30 protein-coding genes and 1 other annotated feature are annotated in these 24,557 nt (G+C 50.6%); of the genes, 10 read left to right on the forward strand and 20 right to left on the reverse strand.

The features are described from left to right. The first annotated feature begins 148 nt into the window (after window positions 1-148). Window positions 149-1,918, forward strand: coding sequence for a terminase ATPase subunit family protein (locus tag HV350_RS06365; protein WP_181630046.1), 1,770 nt, complete (start codon window positions 149-151; stop codon window positions 1,916-1,918). Next, complete coding sequence (locus HV350_RS06370) at window positions 1,918-2,964, forward strand: phage portal protein (protein WP_181630048.1); 1,047 nt, start codon at window positions 1,918-1,920, stop codon at window positions 2,962-2,964. Before HV350_RS06365 ends, HV350_RS06370 begins: the two co-directional genes overlap by 1 nt. A 133-nt stretch (window positions 2,965-3,097) precedes the next feature. Here HV350_RS06370 and HV350_RS26610 read toward each other — a convergent pair whose 3' ends face one another. The 12 genes from HV350_RS26610 to HV350_RS06425 form a co-directional block, all read right to left on the reverse strand. Beyond that, entirely contained in the window at window positions 3,098-3,280 is a 183-nt protein-coding gene (locus HV350_RS26610; RefSeq protein ID WP_071999896.1) for a hypothetical protein, read from the reverse strand. Between the two features lie 160 nt (window positions 3,281-3,440). Then, entirely contained in the window at window positions 3,441-3,674 is a 234-nt protein-coding gene (locus HV350_RS06375; RefSeq protein ID WP_001222154.1) for a DinI family protein, read from the reverse strand. A 3-nt stretch (window positions 3,675-3,677) separates the two neighbouring features. Beyond that, window positions 3,678-3,860, reverse strand: a complete 183-nt coding sequence (locus HV350_RS06380) for a hypothetical protein (protein ID WP_000232650.1) — start codon at window positions 3,858-3,860, stop codon at window positions 3,678-3,680. Between the two features lie 113 nt (window positions 3,861-3,973). After that, window positions 3,974-6,199, reverse strand: a complete 2,226-nt coding sequence (locus HV350_RS06385; protein ID WP_181630049.1) for a replication endonuclease — start codon at window positions 6,197-6,199, stop codon at window positions 3,974-3,976. Further along, window positions 6,196-7,026, reverse strand: coding sequence for a hypothetical protein (locus tag HV350_RS06390; RefSeq protein WP_181630051.1), 831 nt, complete (start codon window positions 7,024-7,026; stop codon window positions 6,196-6,198). The genes HV350_RS06385 and HV350_RS06390 overlap by 4 nt, the downstream gene beginning before the upstream one ends. Window positions 7,027-7,029: 3 nt before the next feature. Continuing rightward, window positions 7,030-7,308 (reverse strand): DUF5405 family protein, encoded by a 279-nt coding sequence (locus HV350_RS06395; protein ID WP_181630052.1) that lies wholly within the window; start codon window positions 7,306-7,308, stop codon window positions 7,030-7,032. After that, entirely contained in the window at window positions 7,309-7,530 is a 222-nt protein-coding gene (locus HV350_RS06400; RefSeq protein WP_181630054.1) for a TraR/DksA family transcriptional regulator, read from the reverse strand. After that, a complete protein-coding gene (locus HV350_RS06405; protein WP_001168393.1) occupies window positions 7,530-7,757 on the reverse strand; it encodes a DUF2732 family protein in 228 nt (75 codons plus the stop codon). The genes HV350_RS06400 and HV350_RS06405 overlap by 1 nt, the downstream gene beginning before the upstream one ends. 67 nt (window positions 7,758-7,824) lie before the next feature. Beyond that, a complete protein-coding gene (locus HV350_RS06410) occupies window positions 7,825-8,163 on the reverse strand; it encodes a DUF5347 domain-containing protein (RefSeq protein ID WP_000963462.1) in 339 nt (112 codons plus the stop codon). Next, entirely contained in the window at window positions 8,127-8,327 is a 201-nt protein-coding gene (locus HV350_RS06415; protein WP_181630056.1) for a phage filamentation protein Fil family protein, read from the reverse strand. Before HV350_RS06415 ends, HV350_RS06410 begins: the two co-directional genes overlap by 37 nt. Before the next feature lie 7 nt (window positions 8,328-8,334). Beyond that, entirely contained in the window at window positions 8,335-8,844 is a 510-nt protein-coding gene (locus tag HV350_RS06420; RefSeq protein WP_001550177.1) for a phage regulatory CII family protein, read from the reverse strand. A 50-nt stretch (window positions 8,845-8,894) separates the two neighbouring features. Beyond that, entirely contained in the window at window positions 8,895-9,248 is a 354-nt protein-coding gene (locus tag HV350_RS06425; protein WP_001278192.1) for a hypothetical protein, read from the reverse strand. A gap of 113 nt (window positions 9,249-9,361) precedes the next feature. On the opposite strand from HV350_RS06425, the gene HV350_RS06430 reads away from it, so the two are divergent. From HV350_RS06430 to HV350_RS06440, 3 genes are read left to right on the forward strand one after another with little or no spacing between them, the layout of a single operon-like run. After that, complete coding sequence (locus HV350_RS06430) at window positions 9,362-10,207, forward strand: phage repressor protein CI (protein ID WP_000041620.1); 846 nt, start codon at window positions 9,362-9,364, stop codon at window positions 10,205-10,207. 9 nt (window positions 10,208-10,216) lie between these two features. After that, window positions 10,217-10,555, forward strand: a complete 339-nt coding sequence (locus HV350_RS06435; protein WP_000713422.1) for a DUF2511 domain-containing protein — start codon at window positions 10,217-10,219, stop codon at window positions 10,553-10,555. 24 nt (window positions 10,556-10,579) lie between these two features. After that, window positions 10,580-11,629 carry a site-specific integrase gene (locus HV350_RS06440; RefSeq protein ID WP_181630058.1) on the forward strand — a complete coding sequence of 350 codons (1,050 nt, stop codon included), beginning with the start codon at window positions 10,580-10,582 and terminating at the stop codon, window positions 11,627-11,629. Window positions 11,630-11,852: 223 nt separating this feature from the next. Here the strand turns inward: HV350_RS06440 and HV350_RS06445 are convergent, their stop codons facing one another. The 4 genes from HV350_RS06445 to HV350_RS06460 form a co-directional block, all read right to left on the reverse strand. Further along, window positions 11,853-12,335 (reverse strand): OmpA family protein, encoded by a 483-nt coding sequence (locus HV350_RS06445; RefSeq protein ID WP_016154071.1) that lies wholly within the window; start codon window positions 12,333-12,335, stop codon window positions 11,853-11,855. 10 nt (window positions 12,336-12,345) lie between these two features. Next, window positions 12,346-13,572 (reverse strand): diguanylate cyclase DgcN, encoded by a 1,227-nt coding sequence (gene dgcN / locus HV350_RS06450; protein ID WP_047414892.1) that lies wholly within the window; start codon window positions 13,570-13,572, stop codon window positions 12,346-12,348. After that, window positions 13,565-14,083: a YfiR family protein gene (locus tag HV350_RS06455; protein ID WP_016154069.1), complete on the reverse strand. Its 519-nt coding sequence runs from the start codon at window positions 14,081-14,083 to the stop codon at window positions 13,565-13,567. The genes dgcN and HV350_RS06455 overlap by 8 nt, the downstream gene beginning before the upstream one ends. 158 nt (window positions 14,084-14,241) lie before the next feature. Further along, complete coding sequence (locus HV350_RS06460) at window positions 14,242-14,616, reverse strand: DUF2799 domain-containing protein (RefSeq protein WP_016154068.1); 375 nt, start codon at window positions 14,614-14,616, stop codon at window positions 14,242-14,244. A gap of 214 nt (window positions 14,617-14,830) precedes the next feature. Here HV350_RS06460 and aroF point away from each other — a divergent pair, with 214 nt between their 5' ends. Both aroF and tyrA read left to right on the forward strand, forming a co-directional pair. Continuing rightward, entirely contained in the window at window positions 14,831-15,901 is a 1,071-nt protein-coding gene (gene aroF / locus HV350_RS06465; RefSeq protein WP_016154067.1) for a 3-deoxy-7-phosphoheptulonate synthase AroF, read from the forward strand. A gap of 10 nt (window positions 15,902-15,911) precedes the next feature. Further along, on the forward strand, window positions 15,912-17,033 hold the full coding sequence (gene tyrA, locus HV350_RS06470) for a bifunctional chorismate mutase/prephenate dehydrogenase (protein ID WP_016154066.1): 1,122 nt from the start codon (window positions 15,912-15,914) through the stop codon (window positions 17,031-17,033). Window positions 17,034-17,134: 101 nt separating this feature from the next. On the opposite strand, the gene pheA is transcribed toward tyrA, so the two are convergent. From pheA to bamD, 4 genes are all read right to left on the reverse strand, one after another. Further along, window positions 17,135-18,295 (reverse strand): bifunctional chorismate mutase/prephenate dehydratase, encoded by a 1,161-nt coding sequence (pheA, locus tag HV350_RS06475; RefSeq protein WP_181630059.1) that lies wholly within the window; start codon window positions 18,293-18,295, stop codon window positions 17,135-17,137. Window positions 18,296-18,317: 22 nt separating this feature from the next. Continuing rightward, window positions 18,318-18,443 (reverse strand) — a sequence feature (Phe leader region). After that, a complete protein-coding gene (gene pheL, locus HV350_RS06480) occupies window positions 18,395-18,442 on the reverse strand; it encodes a pheA operon leader peptide PheL (RefSeq protein WP_100250063.1) in 48 nt (15 codons plus the stop codon). It overlaps the preceding feature by 48 nt. 102 nt (window positions 18,444-18,545) lie before the next feature. Then, window positions 18,546-18,884 (reverse strand): ribosome-associated translation inhibitor RaiA, encoded by a 339-nt coding sequence (gene raiA, locus HV350_RS06485; RefSeq protein ID WP_003031244.1) that lies wholly within the window; start codon window positions 18,882-18,884, stop codon window positions 18,546-18,548. A gap of 268 nt (window positions 18,885-19,152) precedes the next feature. Further along, window positions 19,153-19,890, reverse strand: a complete 738-nt coding sequence (bamD, locus tag HV350_RS06490; RefSeq protein WP_016154064.1) for an outer membrane protein assembly factor BamD — start codon at window positions 19,888-19,890, stop codon at window positions 19,153-19,155. Between the two features lie 131 nt (window positions 19,891-20,021). Here bamD and rluD point away from each other — a divergent pair, with 131 nt between their 5' ends. The 3 genes from rluD to clpB all read left to right on the forward strand — a co-directional run bounded on the left by rluD (window position 20,022) and on the right by clpB (window position 24,433). Beyond that, on the forward strand, window positions 20,022-21,002 hold the full coding sequence (rluD, locus tag HV350_RS06495) for a 23S rRNA pseudouridine(1911/1915/1917) synthase RluD (protein WP_016154063.1): 981 nt from the start codon (window positions 20,022-20,024) through the stop codon (window positions 21,000-21,002). After that, entirely contained in the window at window positions 20,999-21,730 is a 732-nt protein-coding gene (gene yfiH, locus HV350_RS06500) for a purine nucleoside phosphorylase YfiH (RefSeq protein WP_181630061.1), read from the forward strand. Before rluD ends, yfiH begins: the two co-directional genes overlap by 4 nt. A gap of 129 nt (window positions 21,731-21,859) precedes the next feature. Further along, window positions 21,860-24,433: an ATP-dependent chaperone ClpB gene (gene clpB, locus HV350_RS06505; RefSeq protein ID WP_016154061.1), complete on the forward strand. Its 2,574-nt coding sequence runs from the start codon at window positions 21,860-21,862 to the stop codon at window positions 24,431-24,433. Window positions 24,434-24,557 lie beyond the last annotated feature (124 nt).

Raw genomic sequence — 24,557 nt, forward strand, 5'->3', positions numbered from 1 at the left:
TTGGGGTTACTGGTCACCGCCAGTTTCCAGACTCAGGACACGCCAGACCACCAATGACGACTGGACAACCGCCCACACAACAGCACCTTAGCGAATCACTGACGGCCATTAAGTAGCCTTGCCCTGAATCCACTACGGCGAGGCATCAATGACCATTTCCACCGATACAACCTTGTTGCATGACCCGCGACGGCAGGCATCGCTGCTTTACTGGCAGGGCTTTTCCGTGCCACAGATTGCCGAAATGCTGCAGGTCAAGCGCCCGACCGTGCAGAGCTGGAAGCAGCGCGACGGCTGGGACGGCATCGCACCGATTTCCCGCGTTGAAAGCAGCCTTGAGGCGCGCCTGATTCAGCTCATCGCCAAGCCGCAAAAATCAGGCGGCGACTTCAAAGAGATTGACCTGCTCGGGCGGCAGATTGAGCGACTGGCGCGCGTTAACCGCTACAGCCAGACCGGCAACGAGGTAGACCTTAACCCCAACGTCGCCAACCGCAACAAGGGCGAACGCAAGAAGCCGAAAAAGAACTTTTTCAGCGACGAGGCTATCGAGAAACTGGAGGAATTATTTTTCGACCAGTCTTTCGGGTACCAGTTGCAGTGGTACCGCGCAGGACTGGCGCACCGTATTCGCGACATTCTCAAATCCCGCCAGATTGGCGCAACGTTCTATTTCTCCCGCGAGGCGCTGCTGCGCGCGCTCAAGACCGGCCATAACCAAATTTTTCTGTCGGCCAGTAAAACGCAGGCTTACGTGTTCCGTGAATACATCATCCAGTTTGCGCGACTGGTCGACGTAGACCTGACCGGCGACCCGATTGTCATCGGCAACAACGGCGCAAAGCTGATTTTTCTCGGTACCAATTCCAACACCGCGCAGAGCCATAACGGCGACCTGTATGTCGATGAAATATTTTGGATCCCGAATTTTCAGAAGCTGCGCAAAGTCGCGTCCGGCATGGCCTCGCAGAAGCACCTGCGCTCAACCTACTTTTCAACACCTTCTACGCTGGCGCACGGCGCTTACCCTTTCTGGTCTGGCGAGCTGTTCAACAAGGGGCGCAGCCGTATTGCTGACCGCATCGAAATCGACATCAGTCACAGCGCGCTCGCCGGTGGTCAGCTCTGCGACGATGGCCAGTGGCGACAGATTGTCACCATTGAGGACGCCCTTGCCGGTGGCTGCACCCTGTTCGACCTCGACCAGCTCAAACGCGAAAACAGTGATGAGGACTTTAAAAACCTGTTTATGTGCGAGTTTGTCGACGATAAAGCGTCGGTATTCCCGTTCGAGGAGCTGCAGCGCTGCATGGTCGACGTGATGGAAGAATGGGAGGACTTCGCACCGTTCGCCGACCATCCGTTCGGCTCGCGTCCTGTCTGGATTGGCTACGACCCGTCACACACCGGCGACAGCGCCGGGTGCGTCGTACTCGCACCGCCGGTGGTCTCGGGTGGCAAATTCCGCATGCTGGAGCGTCACCAGTGGAAGGGCATGGACTTTGCCGCACAGGCAGATGGCATCCGCAAGCTGACCGAAAAATACAATGTCGAATACATCGGCATTGACGCAACCGGCCTCGGTCTCGGCGTGTTCCAGTTGGTGCGGTCATTCTACCCGGCGGCACGCGGCATCCGTTACACCCCCGAAATGAAAACCGCGATGGTGCTCAAGGCAAAAGATACCATTCGCCGCGGCTGTCTGGAGTACGACGCCGGGGCGACCGACGTCACGCAGTCGTTTATGTCGATTCGCAAAACCATGACCAGCAGCGGGCGCAGCGCCACCTACGAGGCCAGCCGCACCGAGGAAGCCAGTCACGCCGATATCGCATGGGCGACCATGCACGCCCTGTTAAATGAACCACTTTCCGCCGGTAGCGGCATGCAGCCTAAATCTATTCTGGAGTTCAACTAATGGGTAAGCAAAAATCCCGCAAAGCCGCTGCGCAGAAGGCCAGCAAGCCACAACAACTGACCGCCAGCGCACCGCCAAAAACAACAGCTTTCACCTTTGGCGAGCCAGTGCCGGTACTCGATAAGCGCGACATTCTGGATTACGTCGAATGCTTCAGTAACGGCAAATGGTACGAGCCGCCGGTCAGCTTCTCCGGGCTGGCAAAGAGCCTACGCTCTGCTGTACATCACAGCTCACCGATTTACGTTAAGCGCAACGTGCTCGCAAGCACCTACATTCCACACCCGCTGTTATCCCGTCAGGATTTCAGCCGCTTTGCGCTCGACTATCTGGTATTCGGCAACGCCTTTCTTGAGCAGCGCCACAGCGTCACCGGCCAGCTAATCAAGCTGCTGGCCTCTCCGGCCAAATACACCCGGCGCGGGGTCGACGATTCGATTTTCTGGTTTGTGGAAAACTTCACTCTACCGCATGAGTTCGCGCCTGATACCGTGTTTCACCTGCTGGAGCCCGACATTAATCAGGAGATTTACGGCCTGCCCGAATATCTCAGCGCGCTTAATTCCGCCTGGCTGAATGAATCCGCGACGCTGTTCCGCCGCAAGTATTACCAGAACGGCGCGCACGCGGGTTACATCATGTATGTGACCGACCCGGCGCAGAGCGCGACCGACGTCGAATCGCTGCGCGAGGCGATGCGCAACTCGAAAGGGCTCGGCAACTTTAAGAACCTGTTTTTCTACGCTCCCGGCGGTAAACCGGACGGCATCAAAATTGTGCCACTGAGCGAGGTCGCCACAAAAGATGACTTTTTCAACATCAAGAAAGCCAGCGACGCCGACCTGATGGACGCGCACCGCGTGCCGTTCCAGCTCATGGGCGGTAAGCCCGAGAATATCGGCTCACTCGGTGACGTTGAGAAGGTGGCAAAGGTATTTGTGCGTAACGAGCTGTCGCCTCTACAGGACAGGTTCAGGGAAGTAAACGACTGGCTCGGCATGGAGGTCATCAGATTCAAAGAGTACACCCTCGACAACCCGGAATAATCCCCCTCAAGCCGCCAGCATGGCGGCTTTTTAATACCCCGCCACCATCACGCCTCAGACGCGCCACGCGCGCACGACCACACAATACCGCCAACGAACCGACAACAATCACGCCAGCGCCATCACGACGCGCTCAGACGATAATTTTTATTATTACGCACCACCGCTGGCGCGCAATGCTTTCCCCGCCACGCCTGCCCGCTTTATGGGTCGGTTTTAATGCAGTTGCATGACCACTCTGGATCCGCGCCAGCTCTGGCGGCGCACGGCCAGAACGTGCAAGCCTGACGCATGCAAAACCATGCACCTGTTGCATGCACGGCTAAAAAACGGGGAAATCGCGGAAAAATGGCATAAAAAAACCGGCTTTAATCGTGCCGGTTGGGGCGGTCTCTACGGGGCAGGCTAACGCCTCGCGGGGCTCGTTGTTCAACCCCGCCAGCACTGAAAACGAGTTTCAGCACCGGCGACGTTTGTTAATGCAACCAGCTATCGTCCTCCCATACCTGCTGCATGATTTCCATTACTCGTTTTTTATCTTCGTCCAGTTTCAAACCACTTAGCTCAACGCCATTTGCGGAGCCTTTGCGAATGCGGATAGCGGTCTTTGGGTAAATAGGTTGAAGATTGCGGTACAGCTCAGCCTCAAGCGCATCCAACGTTGCCTGACTAATTTTTTGCTCTTTATCCAACGTGATATTGATTCTCATAATCTAATCAGCCTTATAAAAAATATCATCTTCGGTTTCGTTATTTTCGCTGTTTGCTAGGTCTGCAATGAGAGTGAGCGCGAGCTTTAAGTCTGATGGCTTGCAGTTTGCAATCAGAGATACCTCGGCAATAAATTGCACACAAGCCCACTTTTGCTGCGTTCGGCTGAAATGTTCGCCAACCATGAAATCCCTCCCATAGGGTTACTGTATATTTATACAGTAGCACGTATTGGCAAAAGATGGGAAGAAAAAAAACGAATAGGTCGATTGCCGTATGTGCATGATATGGATATGAATTACTCATGTATTGGTTTTGATGCTTTAGCCATCACCGCAACACGATTAAGGATTTTCCGAGCTTTAGCTTCGTGCGATGGCGCTGCGGAAAATATTTCTCCTTTGGCCGTTCCGCGTAGCCATTTGCCATCAAAACAGCTTTTACCACCGGCCATCAGGTGCAGGGCTTCGCCCCGGCTGATTGTGATGCCGGTTGTCAGTTGAATCTCGTCGATAGTTTTTTCTATCGCGGGGTTTTGCTCAGGCTTACCGTGAATAAATTTCGCCCTTTTTGGTGGTTTTGGCTTCCTGATTCTTTTTGCTAATTCGCGTTTTTCACGTCGGCTTAGTGGTTTTGTTAAATCTAGCTCTGGTGGCTCGCTTTCGCTCTCCGTACAGTTATTGACAGAACTCCGAGAGGGCGCAGGAGCGCCCTTAACGTCAACGGCCAAATCAACGGCACGCTTCGGCACAATTTTCCACTGCGTTAACCGGGTTAAAATCGGGGTACCAGCGCCGACAGCAGAGTCGTAGACGCCACGAATGCAGACGGTTTCCTCACCATACTGGTTAAACTCGGGGCGCGGCTCATACAGCGTGCGCACCTGTAAATCATCGCGACGGACAAACGGACCACCCTGCGCATTAACGTAACCAGCCCAGTCACCGGCGTCAGCGGCATCATGGACGGCAGCAAACTCAACGCTCAGACCGTGCGCGGTCTCGGTATCGGCGAGACGACGCAATTCACGGTAGACCGTCACCGGCGCACCGCCGATAAACTGGAATTGACGGATGTGCCAGCGTGCCGCCCATGCTGATACGGCGGGGGCTGTCTCTTTCAGCAGCTCACCGCTTTCGTCATCGGTTTCACCATCGAGAGCATAGCCGTCGATATTTTTCGAAATGTATTTAGCAACATATCCGGTAGCGCTGCCCTTTTCAGGGTCAATGGCCTCGGCATGAAAGCGCGCTTTTTTGGCTTTATCGCTTTTCAGTTCGAGGCGGTCTTCCTCCCACGCATAATCACGGATGATGATACGCACGCGCTCGACGTCTTCCGGCAACATGAACATAAGCATGTGCCAGTGAGGCGTTCCGTCGTGATGAGGCTCGGCAACACGTATACCGAAAATGCGGATTTCTTCCCGGTGTAGCTTGGCGCGTATGCGTGCCCAAAGACCGGTTAGATAGCTCTGCGTGTCCGATGGGCTGGCACCGTTCCATTTGCTGTTACGGTAGCCCGCTTTGGTGGTGGCGTGATATTTAGACGGTGTAGTCAGAGTGTAAAACTCACCGACATAACCGAGCTCATTGCAGATATTTTCAAACCCACGGATGCGGGTCATCAGCTCGCAACGACGTATCGCAGGGTTAGCGACCGAGCCATCGTATTTTTCAATCAGGCTGATGCGGTTGCCGTCTTCGTCTTCGAGTTCCAGTCCTTTAAGAAATTCGCGCGTACGGCGTTTCTGCTCGCGCCAGTCAGTCACGCAGTTTTTACTCGCATAGACGTGCTTTTTCTTACTGACATTGCCAACAGCAATTTGTAGATGTTCGCGCCATGCAGACGCAATGCGACGTAAACGACCACGCCACCAAACCTCATTAAACATTCGAATTACTGCCGGTGCGATTTCATCCTCGCCAAAATATTTTTTAGTCACACGCTCCCATTTCGGCGGTGTAACGTTGAATTGCAGGGAAATAAAACCGGCGCGCATGTACCAGGTGTACAGCGTTTTGAGTTCGCTAAATCCGGTGTCATCAATATCAGCCAGTTCAGCACGAATGAAATTAGCGATATCAGCGGCCAGCAGGTCAATATCGGCGCGCGACATATCCGGGAGGCGGTTAAATCTGGCGACCATATTGACCATGCGTGACGCCAGATATTGCATAAGCTGGGTATCAAAATGACCATCGAAAACAGCGGCTGATACATTGCTGTTAATACCCGCGCACTCGTATTTTTTTGCCACCAATTCAAGACGCGGCAATGCCTTTTTGCAGAAGCTGATTAAAAAAGCATTGGCTCGTTGACTGCCCTGATTTTGCTCCAGTATCGCAGCGGTTCGATAAGCATCAAAACGCACGCACTCAGGCTGGAGAGAAAGCACCTTTCTCGCATGCAGCAAAGCCGCGAACATACGGTCGCGGCGATACTGTTGGTCATAGGTAAGGTATGGGCTGGCTATTGCCGACCGTGGAGCATTCCACGGGTATGCAAATGTATATTTCGTCATGCGATAGCCAACTCCAGTTGAAGCGGAGCCAACCCTTTTGATATCCAGCTTGCAATCGATGGAGGGGATACGGCCTCAATAGTATTTTTCAGAATGGCGCAACGGCGTTTGAGAATGACTGCCTTAAGTTCATCTTCAGAAAGGTTTTTCGCATAATCGGCTTCGCGAATTGCTTTTGTGAGCTCTGGGTATTTGACTTCGAATTTCGGCACATTACAGGCAAGGTTTGTGCTATCGGCAGTCGCCAAAGGATAGTTCCCCAAAACCCTACCATCGAGCATGCGGAGCCCGTGCACCTGTGTTGAGAAACTATGTTTGCAGTAAATGGTTTCAAACGCTTCTGACATCCTGTGATGCCAGAGCTGGGTTCTGATAGTTGTGTACTCACCTGACGACCCAAAGCACACGCGCGGCCACTCTCGGCAAAGCTCAACTAAACGATGCAATGATTCATGCAAATGCCAGACTGGCGCTGCTTTGTCTTTGAAGCAGCGCGGTAGCTTAGCGATAAGCGCGTCATTGTCAGCTTCGCCACCTTCAACCACATCAGGGATAACAAAAAATGACAGTTTGGGGTGATGATAATGAGGAATAAGCCATTGATAGAATTGCTGCCAGTCAATAACGAGGCCACGCTTCCACGCTGAAAAAGCTCCATTATCTATAGCAACAGAAAGGGCGTATTTAATTGATGCAGCTAATTGGTCAGGACGTGCATACGATACAAATGCGCCAGCACCGGTGACCGCAATACGGTGAACGTTACCGGCGTCACCCCATACAGGTGTTCCGTGGTAATGAATAACATCTGCCACGCCCTTAACCATATGTTATTTCGCAATCCCAGCACGAAAGGCTGACTCACATAACATCGCCAACGCCTCAATTTCTGAGGCAATGTCATTCAGGGTTTGAAGCTCCGAATTATGGATGTAGTGATGTGCCAGACCGGAAATAAGTTGGTTAATCTTCGGGTAATATCCGATAATGTTGAGCCATTCCTCGCCAGCTTTTTTCCCGGATTGAGCGATTTTCTTTTCATTCAGGATGAATTGAAATTTGTCGCTGGTAATAACCCACTTGTCGCCAACTTCGATACGAATACTCATTTAAACGCCCCTGTAATGTTTAGATTTGAGCTCTGCTATTTGCTGACAGGTCACGCAAAAGGCCACACCCGGAATTGCAGCGCGCCGCGCTTCCGGGATTGGTGCGTCACATTCTTCGCAGAGGAAACGAGAGGGCGCAGCGATGCGGTTGCGTGCGGTGTTGATATGGCGCTCGCGGTCTTCCTGCTCACGCTGTTGTGCTAAATCCATTGCGTCGGCCATTAGTGCAGCTCCTGAGATTCGTTTTCATAGCGGGTGGCTTCACGGCGCAGAAGTTCTGCCGCTTCAATCCCGTTTAATCCTTTGTTTGCGATATGTGTTGCCAGAGCTTCAAGACGAATTGAAACGGCGAGAGCGCGACCTTTACGCTCTTCGCGCTTGGCTATGTCAATCACGGCCATGAGTGGATCACTTTCGGCGACAAAGATGTTTTTTAATTCTTTCTGCATATTTATTTCTCCTGATTTCTGGCAATAAGAAGCCCGGCGGGTTTACGCCATTAAATTTCTGTTTGGATTAATTAGGCATGGTTAGCCGTTTTGGAAATAAGCTCACCACTGCACGAAAATGATTCATCGCTGTAATCAATGCTTTTTTCTCGTCAGTGGTCAGCTCACTTAATTCGAGCTCATGACGAGCCGCCGGAATTTTTGCCAGAAAGAAAATAGCGGCCAGCGCCCGAGTATTTTCTTCAAATTGTGGATCGCGTTTATCGCGCATATCATCGACAAAACGCTCAACCTCTTTCCAGCTATCGCCCCAATATCTCGCGCGCAATTCAGCTATGTGATTGAGACCAGCCAGACGCTCGCCCGCCTTTAGCGGAACATTCGCGGAAACAGCTTCGATAGCCATGATTTCCCCAGTTTTTTGGTGGACAGGTCAGCCAGTAAATCAGCCTGTGAGTGGCTCGGGTGCCAGCGCTTGCCGTCCTTACCTGCGATCCAGCCGTGGCCGTAATGCATGCCGGGGCTTTGCTTAACGAGCAGAGACGCGAATGACGGTTCACTTTTCAGCATACGCACCTCAAATCAGACCAAACGATGCGCCAATACCGCTCATGGTATCGACCACGCTCGACATAGCGGGATTAGTCTGCAGACGTGCATGCAGCGCCATTGCCGATAATGACAACATGCGAATCCCCGCATTTACGCTAGCAATCATGTTTTGTTTTTTGGCTGGCGTGAGGCGGTCGCCGGAAACTGCACCGCTTGCCAGTTCGCCAAGTTCGCTCATTGCGTGCATGACGTAGGATTGCAGTTTCTCTTTTGCAAGTTCGTTGACCGGTACGCATGGCAGACAATGGATCTGCGCCAGAAAACCATCGACGAGGGTCGAGTCTTCGGTCAGGTCTGTCAGTGTCCAGATCTCACGCGGCGTTAACTGGTGCGGCTGTTCTGGGTTGAGTTTGTTGTAAAGCGTATGCGGCTTGATTCCGGCTTTATTCGCTAGTTCTTTCACGTTATGAGTAGCTGCGAATTTTCTGCAGGCCTCGTCAAAGTGCGCATGTGACGAAACACGAAAATCTAACATGCTGTAACTCCCTTTAACTTGCAAAATCAAGTTCAGTTAAGCGATGACTGTTAGTTGATATAACGGCAATCGATAGCTTGCTGGGTCAGTTTGTCACGCCATGCTTTGACGTTGATAAGGGTGCGGCTACGCTTAGCGGCTTTTTCTTTGCTGGTAACATCTTTGGTGGGAGCTTTGAGAAGGACGCCCTCATCAATCCATTGCCAGACCAGACGCTCGCTAACGCCACGGGCGGCGGCGAAGTCTTTTACTGACATGGTGTCTAACATCGCTGTACGAATCATGTTTTGCATGGATAGCTGCATCATGGTTACAAGCGCGTTGAACTGACCAGCGTCTAGCAATACAGTTTGATTTTGTAAGTTTTGTGCGTCATGCAGCGGGATTGATTTTGCATCTGACATATCGCATTATCTCCTGTTGTTTGAAATGTAGTGCAGTGGTGTGCATCTTGGTCGATGAGCACCAATATAGATCGCTAAATTTTGGTTGTAAACAAAATTCTTGTTGGTGTCATATGTCTAAAAATGATGTTAATGCGTCTGCCGCATTGGAACGTGTCCTTTCTGCATACGGCTTTAAGCAGCAAAAGGAACTAGCCGAAAGGCTTGGCATACATGCAAACAACGTGAGTAGCTGGCTTGCTAGAAACGTAATCCCTAGCAACGTTTTCGTTGAGTGTGCTCTTGATACTGGAGCTGACCTGCGATGGCTAATTAATGGTGAGCTTGCAAATGCAAGATTTGAAGTGGTGAAAACTAAGCTTAAAGGTAAGCAACTCTATGATGAAATCATGGCAAATGGAGGGAGGGCGGTTCTGCGTCGGATTCTCGATGCGTATGGTTTTACTCTGCAAAAAGAGCTTGGAGATTTATTAGGTATATCTTCCGGCACTATAAGCACTTGGGTTAGACGCGATTTTTTCCCCGGTGACGTGGTTGTCACTTGCGCCCTTGATACTGGCGTATCGTTAGAATGGTTATCAACCGGAAAAGGCCAGATGCGTAACAGTAATGATGGTGAACCGGCAAATGCTTTAACGATTAGAAAGTGCCGCCTCGAGGCGGGCGAACTCAAAGATATCGGACGCTGGACTCCTGATATATCTATGGTTCCATCAAATACTGATGATTTAGTGTTTATTGATGGTGTGAGCACATCTTGGCTTGTTGATAGTTCTAACTCGAAGATAGGAAATGGTCGCTGGCTTATTGGTATTGATGGCGCACTCGATGTTTTTGACGTAATCAGGTTGCCAGGCGGAAAGGTCAGGTTATCAAATAAGTCTGCTGAGTTTGAATGTAATATTTCAGATATCACACCATCAGGTGCGGTTATTTTTACTTTGGAAAAGCATGTTTAAGGAGCAGTAATGAAAAAGTTTATATTTGCGATAGTCTGCATTGCACTTTCTTCCTCAGCCATAGCCGCTGAGAAGTTTAAAGAGATAGACGGCGCTGCATATGGTGACAAGTGGCCTCTAACCTTTGAAAAGGCAAAGGTATCATGTGTTAACCGTGCTTATGCTTTTGTGTATGACATCAAAACTGATGATAGATATCCTCTGAATGGCATGGCGGTAGATGCTGTTAAATCAGGAAAGCTGGAGGGGTCTAACTTAGATGACGTATGGAAGGATGACCCTGAGTATGACGGCGTTAAAATTTCAATTTCACCGGTGATTGATGCCGCTACAGCCCTTTGTAATTAATTTTCTTTTAGCCTCGGTATCGCAATGACTGTAAGTAAACAAAAAAGTGGAAAATGGTTGTGTGAACTCTATCCAAATGGTCGAGAAGGGCGGCGTATACGTCGGCAATTCAATACCAAAGGTGAGGCCGAGGCATTTGAAGCATTTACCAAAAGCGAGAGTGAAGATAAGCCGTGGCTCGGCAAGAAAGAAGACCGCCGACGCTTAAGCGAGATTATTCAGCTTTGGCACAATTTGCACGGTCAAGCGTTAGTCGCCAGTAAGTCGAGGTTAGCAAAGCTTCAAATCGTATGTAATGGGCTTGGTGACCCGATTGCATCTCGCCTTACCGCGAAAGACTGGGCTCATTATCGTGACCGTCGATTACGTGGTGAAATAGACAACGGTTATCATAAAGACCCCTCGAAATGGATCGCCAAACCTATAACCGTCAATCGCGAACAACAATACCTAGAAGCAGTGTTTAATGAGCTCCGCCGGTTAGGGGAGTGGAGCCTACCCAATCCACTTGATGGGATCCGAGTATTCAAAGAGGCTGAGAAAGAAATGTCCTGGCTAACTTTGTCTCAGCTCCCGGAGCTGTTTCGAGCCTGCGAGCAATACGGCAAAGAAGACCTCACCATGATTGTTAAGGTGTGCCTTGCAACCGGCGCTCGATGGGGGGAAGCGGAGAGATTGACCCGCCCTCAACTTTCTCCATATAAACTGACGTTCACCAAAACCAAAGGTAAGAAGAATCGCACAGTTCCTATTCCTAAATGGCTGTACGACGAGTTGTCCGTACGTCAAGGCAGAATGTTTAAACCCTGCTATCAGGAGTTTAAGAAGATGCTCAAACTAACGAATATTGAATTGACGGAAGGGCAGAAGACGCACGTTTTGCGTCATACTTTTGGTGCGCATTTTATGATGAACGGCGGGAATATACTGGTACTGCAGAAAATTCTCGGGCATGCCAATATTCGAGAAACAATGAAGTATGCACACTTTGCTCCTGACCACCTTGAACAAGCTGTAACCCTTAATCCGTTATCGCTGTATGTTGGCGACAATATGGCGGCAGAGGTTGCATAATACTGCAATTCATTGCATTAAAAATTACTTTAACTAATTGTTTTATATGGTAAGTGTTTGTTTGTTGTGGGGTGTTAATAGGAGCGTCTTAACTAAGATTCGCGCAAGCGACATCCTGTTAGAAAAGGGCTGGCCGAAAGGCTGGCCCTTTTTTTATTCCGACCTTACTCTTTTGTTTCATTGCAATTGGATGGCTGCGCGCCGCGCAGCCAGTTGAGGACTTTTACGGCGTAGCGATCACGACTGCAACCCGGCGGTTTTCAGCACGACCTTTTGACGTCTGATTACTGGCAATCGGGTATTTCTTCCCGAGTCCCTGCGTTGTCAGATTAGTGCGGGGAATGTTGGCGCCCTGTGCCCACGCATCGGCAACCACATTCGCGCGTTTGAGCGACAGTGCTTCGTTGTAGCTGTCTTCGCCGTAGTTATCGGTATGGCCATCCATACGCGCATGGTTTAACCCGGTAGCTGCCAGTTTGGATGCCATTTCCTGGATCTGCTTTTCACTTTCAGGGCGGAGCTTATAGTCGTTTTTGTCAAACAGGATGTTGTCAGACAGACCAAGAGACCAGTCTCCGGAAGCTTCGGTAAATCCGTACGATTTCATGGCTGCAATTTGCTCCGGGGTAAATTTTCCCTGAGGTGCCTGACAGCCTGCCAAAATCAGTAAAAGCAGAAGAAACGGGGATGATAGACGTTTTAGCATGTGTAAGTCCTTATTTTTTAATAATGCGTTCAGAACGCAAATTTTTGGCCTGATACATATTTTTATCGGCAAGTTCTTGTAATTTCTCGGCAGAGGCATGTTCCCACGTCAGCGCAAAACCAATACTGAGTGTCATGCTTGCCTGATGACCGTTATGCAGGTCAAAAGGTCGGTTAAACTCGTGTGATAGTGCCGCGCAGATCCGCTGAACTTCGTATTCAGAGTGAACGCTGTACAGCACCATAGCGAACTCATCGCCGCCAAGTCTGTAGGGGTGATGTCGATTACCACCAAACTCGGACAGCCTGTTTGCAACTTCAATCAGGACCCGATCCCCAGCTGCGTGGCCCCAGGTATCATTAATAAATTTAAAATTATCACCATCAAGAAATAACAGTGCGGAGCTGCTGTGGGCGGCATGGTCATTCATCAGGGCGTTAATGCTGCTGCGAAATGCGGCGCGATTCGCCAGGCCGGTCAGCGGATCGTGTAGCGCCGTACGCAAAAGCTGGGCGTTCTTTGCCTGCAGTTTAAGTTGCCACTCCTCCATCTCATCCAGCAAACTATTAAAATCCTGGGCAAAAAGGTGAAACTCTTCAATGCGCTCTTCTGAAACGCGCCGTGAAAAGTTACGGTTGGTACGAACATCATGTACCACCTCGGTTATATTTTGCAGGGCTTCCACGACGCCATTATGTAAATAACGAGTGAGCATTAATGCAATGCCAGAGGCCAACAGAATGCACCCGGTTAGGACGGCAAGTGACAAATAGATGAAATGGCTGATAACGCTATCGCGCGCAGTCAATCGTACTTCGCCGATGACGTTGCCATTATGCAAAATAGGTTGAGTGACCGGTTGTGGGAACAGCCAGTGGCTGATAAGTCCGCTGATTTTTTCAGTGGTATCCTGCGCGTTATAGCGCCAGGTGGCGATCACCTTCTGGTTTTTATTACGAACTTCTGCAACGGAAAATTGCCCCTGCTGGCCCAGTGCTGCCAGCGTTTCAGTTGCTGCGACGCCATCAGAAAAAACTAATGCTGCTTCAAGCGTGCGGGTCATGGTTGCAGCGGTCAGATCCAGGTTCTTTTGCGCATACTGTCTCAATGCCAGCACCGAAGAAATGCTGAGCAGCAGCCAGATCAGCGTCATAGTTACCAGAACGCTGATTATGCTGATACGCCGTAATGTCCGCTTAAACGTCGGGCGTGTTATGGGAGAATGGCCCTTATCCATGCTTCTGATTCCGTGCAAGCATTAATACGTCCGGACTGACCCTTACGCCACTGCGTGAAAGGGAATCCATATTTACGGAAAATCTCACATCTTCATCTTTAATTATGAGGCAAAAGGCGCTGCCAATAACGCATTCGGGGTTCTGTTCGGCAATTAATAACAATGCCTTAGACGGATATTTATTCTTTAATTCCACCTGAAAAGTAGGGGATTCTTTTCCAAAATAAAAGCCATCACACTGCGAAACTAATATTTCTTGTTCCGTACGAATGATGACGGGAAGATAGGGTAATGCTCCGGCACTGGTATCTCCCAGGACACTGGAAAAACGCGATGAAGAGAAAATACACAGTTTGGGGGGCCCGGACAGTGCAGGCCAGCGCGTATAACTGACGATGCCGGAAACCATAGCGCGTACAGATTTTGCTTCTTCCGTAACGCTTTGGGCGTACAGCGGTAATCCGGTCAGGAGCAGTGCCAGTAGAAGTATGAGTCGGTAAGAATAGCTCATGAATAGTTACCTACCAGCGTTTGCCGTAAAACGTCGAAATACATTCAAGATTATTTAGGACAAAATAACATTATTTTCCTAAGCCGTCATTATGCCAGGTGGAAAGCCATTAGTAATTTAAGTTAAATCTTAGTAATTTATAAAATATAAGCTATTGTTTAATTTAATCTTATTGAGGCAGCACCTTCGTTTGCTCCTTTTTGCCAGGCACTGTGTAACTGGTCAATATTTTCGACCGTATCACAACTTGGGGGAAAGGTTTTCCCGGTCAAACCTCTGGCGTAAACAAAATCCGGCTGGCAGATTTTACGTTGTCCCTCGGCATAACCCTTAAGATATTCCGTACGATCGACTTCGGGGTCATTGTAGTTGTCGGCAAGAGTTTCATTATCTTTAACGGCATACCCCGAAATGGCATCTTGTATTCCGGCGTCGTACCAGGCGGTTCCCGTCCATGTGGGGGCGTGGGTATAAGGATCTATCTGACATCCGCTAAGAAGTAATAGAAATAGGGTGCTGATGAGTTGCTTCATTGCCTGTACTCCCTCGTTTTTTAAGCATAGTGGATCTCAATATCGGATGGTGTAAATTTTAATGTACGCAACAGAGGGCGTGTTCTGTCATTAAATTGCATTCTGTAAATTAAAATTTACGGTTTGTGGATTGAAATCTTTACCTGTTGTGTTATCGTTATCACCTCCTCGCTGAGGATCAACTATCGCAAACGAGCTAAACAGGATCACCATCATGCAAAAAGACGCGCTGAACAACGTACATATTACCGACGAACAGGTTCTGATGACTCCGGAGCAGCTGAAAGCTGAATTCCCGCTGAGCCAGGCGCAAGAAGCGCAAATCTCCCAGTCGCGTAAAACCATTTCAGATATTATCTCTGGTCGCGATCCGCGCCTGCTGGTGGTATGTGGTCCGTGTTCCATTCACGATCCTGAAATGGCTATTGAGTACGCTCGTCGGTTTAAAGCCCTTGCCGCAGAGGTCAGCGATAGCCTCTACCTGGTGATGCGCGTCTATTTTGAAAAACCCCGTACCACCGTCGGCTGGAAAGGGTTAATTAACGATCCTCATATGGATGGCTCTTTTGATGTTGAAGCCGGCCTGAAAATTGCGCGTCAGCTGCTGCTTGAACTGGTGAATATGGGACTACCGCTGGCAACTGAAGCGCTGGATCCCAATAGCCCGCAATACCTGGGCGATCTGTTTAGCTGGTCTGCAATCGGTGCGCGTACCACGGAATCGCAGACTCACCGCGAAATGGCTTCCGGTCTTTCGATGCCGGTCGGCTTTAAGAACGGTACTGACGGTAGCCTGGCGACCGCCATTAACGCGATGCGCGCGGCGGCACAGTCGCACCGCTTTGTTGGTATTAACCAGGCTGGACAGGTTGCACTGCTGCAAACTCAGGGTAACCCGGACGGTCACGTGATCCTGCGCGGTGGTAAAGCGCCGAACTACAGCCCGGCAGATGTCGCCCAGTGCGAAAAAGAGATGGAGCAGGCGGGACTACGACCTTCTCTGATGGTAGATTGCAGTCATGGTAACTCCAATAAAGATTACCGCCGCCAGCCTGCCGTGGCTGAATCCGTGATTGCACAAATCAAAGATGGCAATCGCTCGATCATTGGCTTGATGATTGAAAGTAATATTCACGAAGGCAACCAGTCTTCTGAACAGCCGCGTAGCGAAATGAAATACGGCGTGTCTGTAACTGATGCCTGCATTAGCTGGGAAATGACGGATGCGCTACTGCGTGAAATTAGCCAGGATTTAAACGGCCAGCTGTCGGCGCGTGTAGCATAAGAGGTTGGTTATGGTTGCTGAATTGACCGCATTACGCGATCAAATTGATGAAGTCGACAAGGCGCTGCTGGGTTTACTGGCACGTCGCCTGGAGCTGGTGGCCGAAGTCGGTGAAGTAAAAAGCCGCTTTGGGCTGCCTATCTACGTGCCGGAACGGGAAGCCTCAATGCTGGCCTCCCGCCGGGCGGAAGCGGAAGCCCTTGGCGTGCCGCCGGACCTGATTGAAGATGTGCTGCGCCGGGTTATGCGCGAGTCTTACTCCAGTGAGAACGACAAAGGATTTAAAACGCTTTGTCCTTCTCTGCGACCGGTGGTGATTGTCGGCGGCGGCGGTCAGATGGGACGTCTGTTCGAAAAAATGCTCACCCTGTCAGGTTATCAGGTACGGATCCTGGAACAGCAGGACTGGGATCGTGCGCCGGAGATCGTCTCTGATGCTGGCATGGTGATCGTCAGCGTGCCGATCCACGTCACTGAGCAGGTGATCGCCAAATTACCGCGTCTGCCGTCCGACTGCATCCTGGTGGATCTGGCTTCGGTGAAAAATGGTCCTTTGCAGGCGATGCTGGCGGCGCACGACGGCCCGGTGGTGGGATTACACCCTATGTTTGGCCCGGACAGCGGCAGTCTGGCAAAGCAGGTCGTCGTCTGGTGTGACGGACGTCAGCCGGAAGCCTATCAGTGGTTTCTGGAACAGATTCAGGTGTGGGGTGCGCGACTGCATCGGATCAGTGCTGTTGAACACGACCAGAACATGGCATTTATTCAGGCATTGCGTCACTTTGCGACCTTTGCTTACGGTCTGCATTTAGCGGAAGAGAATGTTCAACTGGAGCAGTTACTGGCACTCTCTTCGCCGATTTATCGCCTTGAACTGGCGATGGTCGGACGTCTGTTTGCCCAGGATCCGCAGCTCTATGCCGATATCATTATGTCGTCTGAGAGTAACCTTGCGCTGATCAAACGCTACTACCAACGTTTTGGTGAGGCGATCGGTTTACTGGAGCAGGGCGATAAGCAAGCGTTCATCGACAGCTTCCGTAAGGTGGAGCACTGGTTTGGTGATTATGCGAAACGCTTCCAGAACGAAAGCCGTACTTTGTTGCGCCAGGCTAACGATAGTCGCCAATAAATACGATGCTTGATGGCAACGCTGATGCGTTGTATCAGTCATACAAAGATCGGCTAAATAGAATGCCGGATAAGCGTAGCGCCATCCGGCATTGTCAAACGTTAACTTGGATCGACCGGCACCACATTCTCACTTGGATAGCAGCCAAGTACTTTCATCGAGCGCGTAATCTCACCTAACTCCTTCAATGCTTTTTGCATCTGGGGTGATTCCAGGTTGGCCTGGATATCAAGATAAAACATTTCTTCCCACGGATTGCCGTGAATCGGGCGTGACTCCAGTTTAGTCATAATCAGATTATGGTTGCGCAGTACCAGCAGAGCTTCTACCAGCGCACCGGCTTGTTGTCCTGTCGCCATCAGCAACGTGGTTTTTGCTGGCACCTGATCGGAAACATTGATTGCCTTGCGCGCCAGTACCACGAAGCGGGTGATGTTTTGCGTCTGATTAGCTTCGATATGCTCAAGAACCTGCAAACCGTATAGTACGCCTCCGGCTTCGCTCCCCAGAGCCGCCACGCGCGGTGAGTTAGTCTGCGCAACTTTTTCCATCGCCGCCGAGGTGCTTTCGGTGTACTCAATCTTCCAGTGCGGGTAACGACTCAGGAATTTGCTGCACTGCTGGAATGGCTGCGGATGGCTATATACCGTTTCAATGGTCTCGAGATCTGTCGTGCCGGACACCAGTAGGCAGTGGTCAATCGTGATAGTCATCTCGCCAACGATAGACAGGCTGGTGTGCTGTAGCAGGTCGTAAACGTCGTTAATCCCACCGGAACTGGTGTTTTCAATCGGAACCACGGCGTAGTCAGCTTGTCCGGTTTCGACCTGATTAAAGATATCGGCAAATTTCGCGCAGCCGCTTTCTATAAATTGTTCAAAATGGCGGGCAGCATACTGACGTGCGGCAAGATGAGAATATGACCCTTTTGGCCCGAGGAAAGCAACGCGTGCTGAGTGTGGGTTAATTTTGTTCAGATGCTGCTGGAGCAGTGCCTGCTGAGTCAGGACGGAGTCTTCGATTATGAGCTGGAACAGGCGAGTGATGTAGTGAGCATCAAGATGATGTGCTTTGCCAAGCTGAATCAGTCGGTCCAACAGATCGCGCTCACGGTCGATATCACGAACTGGACGATGCGAAAGCAGCTTAGCTTTGCCAACTTCTACGGCCAGTCCACGTCGCTCAGCCAGCAGGGCCAGTAATTTTTCATCCAGCGTGCTGATCTTATCGCGCAGCGCCAGCAATGGGTTTTCCGATGTCATAGTGTTGCCTTTCTTGTTATCAATAAAAAAGGCCCCCCGTTGTGGGAGGCCTTATTGTTCGTCTTCGCATTCTTTATCACACGACGAAACGCCTCCCATTCAGGGGAAGGTAAAAAAGAATGCGAAGAAGAACGGGACAAGTTTCATGTAATTTTCCTTTGGCTACGTCAGTAAAGTACCCGTACTGTTTTCACCCTGTCAACAAAAAACGCGCCCGGAGGCGCGTTGGCGATACACTCAATGTAAGGGACTACTCTTCTTCTGCTTCGACGAAGTTGGCGTCTTTGACTGAAGTTGTTGCACGACGGGCTTCGCCTTTGTGCTGCACTTTATTGAGCTGCCGTTCCAGCTTGTTGATCAAATCGTTAATTGCGGTGTACATATCCTCGTGTTTTGCGCTGGCGACCAGATGTCCGTTCGGTGTATTGATGGTGGCATCAGCAATGAAACCCTGCGGCTCCTTAGACAGAATGATATGTGGATTAATCAGATGAGTTTGCCATTTTTCGAGTTTGGCGAGACGGTCTGCGACATGCTGGCGAATTGCCGGAGTAATTTCCATTTGTTTACTGGTAATGTTCATTGTCATAAATTTTACCTCTTGTCTTTCCCGTCTTGGTGATTCCAGCATACCGTTCCTAATGTCAAAATGTGTGATATTAATCACATTTTTTTGTCGCTTTTTGTCAAGAAAACCTTTTTGTGAGGCACCGCAGGAACAAGCGATTTTTTACTTGAGGAATACCTGAAAGCAGGCCATATTTGATGAGATGCGTTGCAGCTAAACCGCTTCAGTTGTGACGTTTACGGATAAAAAAACGGCAGCCTTTGGGCTGCCGTTTGCATTCTGAGATAAATCAGGTATTGCTGCTGTTGGCGGCAATGATTTTCGCTACTTTTTCTGCCTGCGCATTCATCTGCATCTGGCGATAAGCATTTTCCATTAACGGCAGGGCATTGCGTGTTGCCTGGGTATCCGGGAAGTCGCGCAGCATGCCTTCCACACGGTTTACCACGGCAACCCATGCACCGCGGGCAGTGTAGTATTCCACAACGGAATATTCATACTTCGCCAGACGGTCTTTCAGGAATACCAGACGTTTGGTGGCGTCGGTGGTGTACTGGCTGTTTGGATAGCCACGTACCAGTTTGGAAAAGTCATTAAACGCAGCTCGGGCATGTTGCGGATCGCGATCGCTGCGATCAACACCAAAGAATCCTTGCAGTGCGCTATCATCCAACGCCATATTGGTCAGGCCACGCATATACATGACATAATCAATGTTAGGGTGTGTCGGGTTAAGACGAATAAAACGATCGATGGCAGCCTGAGCAAGTGGCAGATCGGCGTTTTTGTAGTAGGCGTAGATGAGATCTAATTGCACCTGCTGAGAATACGGTCCAAATGGATAACGGTTATCCAACGCTTCTAATTGCGTTATTGCCTGTTTCCAGTTACCGTCCTGCAGCTTTTGCTGAGCAGTCGCGTAGATTTCATTTGGCGGATTATCGGGCACCTCTTCCTTTGAACCAGAGCAACCCGCCAAAAACAGGCTCAACGTGGCTGCTGCCACCAGATATTTCATGCGCGTCATGACGTTTTGACTTTCCTCAAAATGTTTTACGGGAGATTCTCTGTTCCTGCTCCCGGTTAAGACCAGCTACAATAGCACACTATATTAAACGGCAAAGCCGTAAAACCCAACGTTAAACGAAGAAGCAGTTTATGGCACAACGAGTAGAACTCACCGCAACAGTCTCCGAAAATCAGCTCGGTCAACGCTTAGATCAGGCTTTGGCCGAATTGTTCCCTGATTATTCGCGATCGCGCATAAAAGAATGGATCCTTGACCAGCGCGTACTGGTAAATGGCAATCTTTGCGATAAACCGAAAGAAAAAGTGTTGGGTGGAGAGCGCGTCTCCATCACTGCAGAAATTGATGAAGAGGTTCGTTTTGAACCTCAGGATATCCCACTGGATATCGTTTATGAAGATGACGATATTCTTGTCATCAACAAACCCCGTGACCTCGTAGTGCATCCGGGGGCCGGTAATCCTGATGGCACGGTATTGAATGCATTACTGCATTACTACCCGCCAATCGCGGATGTTCCACGTGCTGGTATCGTGCACCGTCTGGATAAAGACACGACCGGATTAATGGTGGTGGCAAAAACCGTTCCGGCGCAAACGCGTCTGGTGGAGTCGCTGCAACTGCGTGAAATTACCCGTGAGTACGAAGCCGTGGCGATTGGTCATATGACGGCAGGCGGAACCGTTGAGGAACCGATTAGCCGCCACCCGACCAAGCGTACGCACATGGCGGTACACCCGATGGGGAAACCGGCGGTGACGCACTATCGCATAATGGAACACTTCCGTGTGCACACGCGTCTGCGGCTGCGTCTGGAAACCGGACGTACGCACCAGATCCGCGTGCACATGGCGCATATCACCCATCCGCTGGTGGGCGATCAGGTCTACGGCGGTCGTCCGCGTCCACCGAAAGGCGCTTCTGACGAATTTATCTCCGTGCTGCGTAAGTTCGATCGTCAGGCGCTTCACGCGACTATGCTGCGTTTATATCACCCAATTTCAGGTATCGAAATGGAATGGCATGCACCGATTCCACAAGATATGGTGCAATTGATTGAAGTGATGCGCGCTGATTTCGAAGAACATAAGGATGATATTGCCTGGCTATGAGTAAGCTAATTGTCCCGCAGTGGCCGATACCGCAAGGTGTTGTGGCGTGTAGTTCTACCCGTATTGGCGGTGTTAGCATGCCGCCTTATGATTCGCTGAATCTGGGCGCCCATTGCGGCGACAACCCGGAGCATGTTGAAGAGAACCGCAAGCGGCTGTTTGCTGCGGGCAATCTGCCGTCAAAGCCAGTCTGGCTGGAGCAGGTCCACGGTAAGGATGTCCTGAAACTGACCGGCGAGCCTTACGCCTCCAAACGTGCGGATGCTTCTTACAGCAATACGCCGGGCACCGTGTGTGCAGTGATGACGGCCGACTGTCTGCCGGTGCTGTTTTGCAATCGCGCTGGAACGGAAGTCGCGGCGGCACATGCGGGTTGGCGCGGATTATGCGCCGGCGTGCTGGAAGAGACGGTGGCGTGTTTTGCCGACAAACCTGAAAACATTATTGCCTGGCTAGGCCCGGCGATTGGCCCGAACGCGTTTGAAGTGGGAGCAGAAGTTCGCGCAGCGTTCATGGCGAAAGATCCGCAAGCGGACCTCGCATTTATACCGCATGGTGATAAATATCTGGCGAATATTTACCAGCTTGCGCGTCAGCGTCTGGCAAATATCGGAGTAGAGAACATCTACGGTGGCGACCGTTGCACCTTCAGCGAAAGTGAGACGTTCTTCTCTTATCGTCGCGACAATACCACGGGTCGTATGGCAAGTTTTATTTGGCTGATATAACCTAAAGAATCAAGACGATCCGGTACGTGTAATTTTCTTTTCACATAATTCAGGTCATTCACCTTGAATAATTGAGGGATGACCTCATTTAATCTCCAGTAGCAATTTTGACCTGTTATGGGAGGAGTTATGCGTCTGGATCGTCTTACTAATAAATTCCAGCTTGCTCTTGCCGATGCCCAGTCACTCGCATTGGGGCACGACAATCAATTCATCGAACCACTTCATCTAATGAGCGCCTTGCTGAATCAGGAAGGGGGATCGGTACGTCCTTTATTAACGTCTGCTGGCATTAATGCTGGCCAGTTACGTACAGCCATTGACCAGGCGTTGAGCCGGTTGCCGCAGGTAGAAGGTACCGGCGGTGATGTGCAGCCTTCTCAGGATCTGGTGCGTGTACTGAATCTTTGCGACAAGCTGGCGCAAAAACGTGGGGACAACTTTATTTCGTCAGAACTGTTCGTACTGGCGGCGCTTGAGTCACGCGGTACGCTGACCGATTTACTAAAATCAGCAGGTGCGACGACCGCGAATATCACTCAGGCAATTGAACAAATGCGTGGAGGTGAAAGCGTGAATGACCAGGGGGCTGAAGACCAACGTCAGGCCTTGAAAAAATATACCGTCGACCTGACCGAACGTGCCGAGCAGGGCAAACTCGATCCGGTTATCGGCCGTGATGAAGAAATTCGCCGTACCATTCAGGTACTGCAGCGGCGTACTAAAAATAACCCGGTGTTAATCGGCGAACCAGGCGTCGGTAAAACGGCCATCGTTGAAGGGCTGGCCCAACGAATTATCAATGGTGAAGTGCCGGAAGGCTTAAAAGGTCGCCGTGTGCTGGCGCTGGATATGGGCGCGCTGGTGGCTGGGGCCAAATATCGTGGTGAGTTTGAAGAACGCTTAAAAGGCGTGCTGAACGATCTCTCGAAACAGGAAGGCAATGTCATCCTGTTTATTGATGAGCTGCATACCATGGTTGGGGCGGGTAAAGCCGATGGCGCAATGGACGCCGGGAACATGCTGAAACCGGCGCTGGCACGCGGGGAACTGCACTGTGTAGGCGCAACAACGCTTGATGAATATCGCCAGTACATCGAAAAAGATGCGGCGCTGGAACGTCGTTTCCAGAAAGTATTTGTAGCCGAACCTTCAGTAGAAGACACCATCGCGATTCTGCGTGGCCTGAAAGAACGTTATGAGCTGCACCACCATGTGCAGATCACTGACCCGGCGATTGTTGCGGCAGCTACGCTGTCTCACCGCTATATTGCCGATCGTCAGTTGCCGGACAAAGCTATCGACCTTATCGATGAGGCGGCATCCAGCATTCGTATGCAGATTGACTCCAAGCCGGAGGAACTCGACAGACTCGACCGCCGTATTATCCAGCTCAAACTGGAACAGCAGGCATTAATGAAAGAGTCTGATGAGGCGAGTAAAAAACGTCTCGATATGCTCAACGAAGAGCTGGACGATAAAGAGCGCCAGTATTCTGAATTAGAAGAAGAGTGGAAAGCTGAAAAAGCATCCCTTTCGGGAACGCAAACTATCAAGGCTGAGCTGGAGCAGGCGAAAATCGCCATCGAACAGGCGCGTCGTGTCGGCGACCTGGCGCGGATGTCTGAACTGCAGTACGGCAAAATTCCTGAACTGGAAAAACAGCTGGAAGCAGCCACCCAGTCTGAAGGCAAAACCATGCGTCTGCTGCGTAATAAAGTCACTGATGCAGAAATTGCAGAAGTGCTGGCGCGCTGGACCGGGATCCCGGTTGCTCGCATGCTGGAAGGCGAACGGGAAAAACTGTTGCGTATGGAGCAGCAGTTGCACAGCCGCGTGATTGGCCAGAACGAAGCGGTGGAAGCCGTTTCTAACGCTATCCGTCGTAGCCGTGCTGGCTTGTCCGATCCAAATCGCCCGATTGGTTCATTCTTGTTCCTCGGCCCAACCGGTGTCGGTAAAACTGAACTGTGCAAAGCGCTGGCAAACTTTATGTTCGACAGTGATGATGCCATGGTGCGTATCGATATGTCCGAGTTTATGGAGAAACACTCGGTGTCTCGTCTGGTCGGGGCGCCTCCGGGATATGTCGGCTATGAGGAAGGTGGATATCTGACAGAAGCGGTACGTCGTCGTCCTTACTCTGTCATCCTGCTGGATGAAGTGGAGAAAGCGCACCCGGATGTGTTCAATATTCTGTTGCAGGTGCTTGACGATGGTCGTCTGACTGACGGGCAGGGGAGAACGGTCGACTTCCGTAATACGGTTGTCATCATGACCTCGAACCTGGGGTCCGATCTGATTCAGGAACGCTTCGGCGAGCTGGACTACGGCCACATGAAGGATATGGTCCTGGGCGTCGTGAGCCATAATTTCCGCCCGGAATTCATCAACCGTATAGATGAAGTTGTTGTATTCCATCCGTTGGGTGAGCAGCACATTGCTTCTATTGCACAGATCCAACTGCAACGTCTGTATAAACGTCTGGAAGAGCGTGGCTATGAAATTCATATCTCTGACGAGGCGCTTAAACTGCTGAGTGCGAATGGTTACGATCCGGTGTATGGCGCACGTCCACTCAAACGTGCTATCCAGCAACAGATCGAAAACCCGCTGGCGCAGCAAATTCTGTCTGGTGAGCTGATTCCAGGCAAAACGATTCGGCTGGAAGTGAATGACGATCGCATTGTGGCAGTGCAGTAAGTCACAAAACGACAATAAACGAGCCCTGCGGGGCTCGTTTTTGTTTAAAAACAAAGCAAAAATCAATGTAATGGTTGAAAAGTAGTCGCTTGATAAGTTTTTTGTATTTTTAACTTGTCAGCCT

Source organism: Citrobacter sp. RHBSTW-01013 (genome assembly GCF_013781985.1).
Classification (GTDB): domain Bacteria; phylum Pseudomonadota; class Gammaproteobacteria; order Enterobacterales; family Enterobacteriaceae; genus Citrobacter; species Citrobacter braakii.

Excerpts from the sequence above, each read along its gene's own strand:
- HV350_RS06365 (WP_181630046.1), top strand. The coding sequence starts at position 149 with ATGACCATTTCCACCGATACAACCTTGTTGCATGACCCGCGACGGCAG.
- HV350_RS06370 (WP_181630048.1), top strand. The coding sequence starts at position 1,918 with ATGGGTAAGCAAAAATCCCGCAAAGCCGCTGCGCAGAAGGCCAGCAAG.
- HV350_RS26610 (WP_071999896.1), bottom strand. The coding sequence starts at position 3,280 with ATGCAACAGGTGCATGGTTTTGCATGCGTCAGGCTTGCACGTTCTGGC.
- HV350_RS06375 (WP_001222154.1), bottom strand. The coding sequence starts at position 3,674 with ATGAGAATCAATATCACGTTGGATAAAGAGCAAAAAATTAGTCAGGCA.
- HV350_RS06380 (WP_000232650.1), bottom strand. The coding sequence starts at position 3,860 with ATGGTTGGCGAACATTTCAGCCGAACGCAGCAAAAGTGGGCTTGTGTG.
- HV350_RS06385 (WP_181630049.1), bottom strand. The coding sequence starts at position 6,199 with ATGACGAAATATACATTTGCATACCCGTGGAATGCTCCACGGTCGGCA.
- HV350_RS06390 (WP_181630051.1), bottom strand. The coding sequence starts at position 7,026 with ATGGTTAAGGGCGTGGCAGATGTTATTCATTACCACGGAACACCTGTA.
- HV350_RS06395 (WP_181630052.1), bottom strand. The coding sequence starts at position 7,308 with ATGAGTATTCGTATCGAAGTTGGCGACAAGTGGGTTATTACCAGCGAC.
- HV350_RS06400 (WP_181630054.1), bottom strand. The coding sequence starts at position 7,530 with ATGGCCGACGCAATGGATTTAGCACAACAGCGTGAGCAGGAAGACCGC.
- HV350_RS06405 (WP_001168393.1), bottom strand. The coding sequence starts at position 7,757 with ATGCAGAAAGAATTAAAAAACATCTTTGTCGCCGAAAGTGATCCACTC.
- HV350_RS06410 (WP_000963462.1), bottom strand. The coding sequence starts at position 8,163 with ATGGCTATCGAAGCTGTTTCCGCGAATGTTCCGCTAAAGGCGGGCGAG.
- HV350_RS06415 (WP_181630056.1), bottom strand. The coding sequence starts at position 8,327 with ATGCTGAAAAGTGAACCGTCATTCGCGTCTCTGCTCGTTAAGCAAAGC.
- HV350_RS06420 (WP_001550177.1), bottom strand. The coding sequence starts at position 8,844 with ATGTTAGATTTTCGTGTTTCGTCACATGCGCACTTTGACGAGGCCTGC.
- HV350_RS06425 (WP_001278192.1), bottom strand. The coding sequence starts at position 9,248 with ATGTCAGATGCAAAATCAATCCCGCTGCATGACGCACAAAACTTACAA.
- HV350_RS06430 (WP_000041620.1), top strand. The coding sequence starts at position 9,362 with ATGTCTAAAAATGATGTTAATGCGTCTGCCGCATTGGAACGTGTCCTT.
- HV350_RS06435 (WP_000713422.1), top strand. The coding sequence starts at position 10,217 with ATGAAAAAGTTTATATTTGCGATAGTCTGCATTGCACTTTCTTCCTCA.
- HV350_RS06440 (WP_181630058.1), top strand. The coding sequence starts at position 10,580 with ATGACTGTAAGTAAACAAAAAAGTGGAAAATGGTTGTGTGAACTCTAT.
- HV350_RS06445 (WP_016154071.1), bottom strand. The coding sequence starts at position 12,335 with ATGCTAAAACGTCTATCATCCCCGTTTCTTCTGCTTTTACTGATTTTG.
- dgcN (WP_047414892.1), bottom strand. The coding sequence starts at position 13,572 with ATGGATAAGGGCCATTCTCCCATAACACGCCCGACGTTTAAGCGGACA.
- HV350_RS06455 (WP_016154069.1), bottom strand. The coding sequence starts at position 14,083 with ATGAGCTATTCTTACCGACTCATACTTCTACTGGCACTGCTCCTGACC.
- HV350_RS06460 (WP_016154068.1), bottom strand. The coding sequence starts at position 14,616 with ATGAAGCAACTCATCAGCACCCTATTTCTATTACTTCTTAGCGGATGT.
- aroF (WP_016154067.1), top strand. The coding sequence starts at position 14,831 with ATGCAAAAAGACGCGCTGAACAACGTACATATTACCGACGAACAGGTT.
- tyrA (WP_016154066.1), top strand. The coding sequence starts at position 15,912 with ATGGTTGCTGAATTGACCGCATTACGCGATCAAATTGATGAAGTCGAC.
- pheA (WP_181630059.1), bottom strand. The coding sequence starts at position 18,295 with ATGACATCGGAAAACCCATTGCTGGCGCTGCGCGATAAGATCAGCACG.
- raiA (WP_003031244.1), bottom strand. The coding sequence starts at position 18,884 with ATGACAATGAACATTACCAGTAAACAAATGGAAATTACTCCGGCAATT.
- bamD (WP_016154064.1), bottom strand. The coding sequence starts at position 19,890 with ATGACGCGCATGAAATATCTGGTGGCAGCAGCCACGTTGAGCCTGTTT.
- rluD (WP_016154063.1), top strand. The coding sequence starts at position 20,022 with ATGGCACAACGAGTAGAACTCACCGCAACAGTCTCCGAAAATCAGCTC.
- yfiH (WP_181630061.1), top strand. The coding sequence starts at position 20,999 with ATGAGTAAGCTAATTGTCCCGCAGTGGCCGATACCGCAAGGTGTTGTG.
- clpB (WP_016154061.1), top strand. The coding sequence starts at position 21,860 with ATGCGTCTGGATCGTCTTACTAATAAATTCCAGCTTGCTCTTGCCGAT.